General features: G+C 38.3%; 1 protein-coding gene. It reads right to left on the bottom strand.

Annotated features, from left to right (window positions below):
- A partial coding sequence (locus tag AC1DG9_RS27245; RefSeq protein WP_477635714.1) for a sterol desaturase family protein occupies nt 1-1,021 on the bottom strand: 1,021 nt, incomplete at its 3' end.
- Between the last annotated feature and the right edge of the window lie 86 nt (nt 1,022-1,107).

Below are 1,107 nucleotides of genomic sequence, written 5' to 3'. Positions count from 1 at the left end.
ATAGTGTAAGTATTGAAAACACAGAACCACTTATTAAGGGTGTTGCAGGCAAGGTTGCATTTAAAAACAAAATGGCTGATCCTGTGGCTAAGCCTATCAAAAATTGCAAAAGCACATATCCGGAGAATTTCTGATGAAACTCAGGATTGTATTTTGCATAACTGGCAGGATCAATATCCTTTGCCGGTTTAAAGCCACCCAAATGCGCTGGGAACCATCCGGGTGGCTTAAGAAATACATTTATTTTATCGCTCCATTTAGGGCTTTGTTTTGCGGTATTCCAAAGTTCACTCCAGTAATGTACGTTTGCCCAGATAGGATTCCAGCTGGCCAATGGAGTGGTTATGCCATAGTACACCTCTTCTTCTTCTTTTTGAAAGGTACCAAAAATTTTATCCCAGATAATTAAAGTACCTGCATGGTTCTTATCAATGTATTTTGGGTTGGAACCATGATGCACTCGGTGATGAGAAGGTGTATTTAAAATCCATTCTAATGGTCCCATACTTTTTATAGCTCTGGTATGAATCCAAAACTGGTATAAAGTATTAAAAGCACTTAAGGTGAGGAACATGATCGGATCAAACCCAATAAAAGCCAGAGGTAAATAAAACACCCATGAAAACCATCCCTGAAACCAGGATTGCCTTAAAGCTACGGTAAGGTTATATTCTTCAGATTGGTGGTGTACAATGTGAGCTGCCCAGAGTGCGTTTACCTGATGGCTCATTCTGTGAAACCAATAGTAGAAAAAATCAACCCCAATGAAAAGTATGATCCAGACCCATATGGTTTGCGGAAGATCAAATAACCGCCAATGTTCAAAAATATACATGTAGCCAAAGAAGAGCGCTGTTTTCATGAAAACGCCTGTTACCTGCTGACCAATGCCTTGGCTTAAATTGGARATGGAATCGTTTAAGCGGTAATAGTTTAACTTCTTATAGAAAGAATAAGCTAGCTCTACTCCTATCAGAATAAAGAATATAGGAACCGATAAAGCAATATAGTCCACGTTCATTCTACTAATCTAATGAATTAGCAGGTAATTTTTTTAAAATAAAAAAGCAGCAATAAATGACGCATGTCACCACTGCTGCTCTAGTA

Source organism: Pedobacter sp. 05L430 (assembly GCF_056397585.1).
Note: the sequence above shows the minus strand (reverse complement) of the source record. Positions and strands in the feature narration are given on the sequence as shown.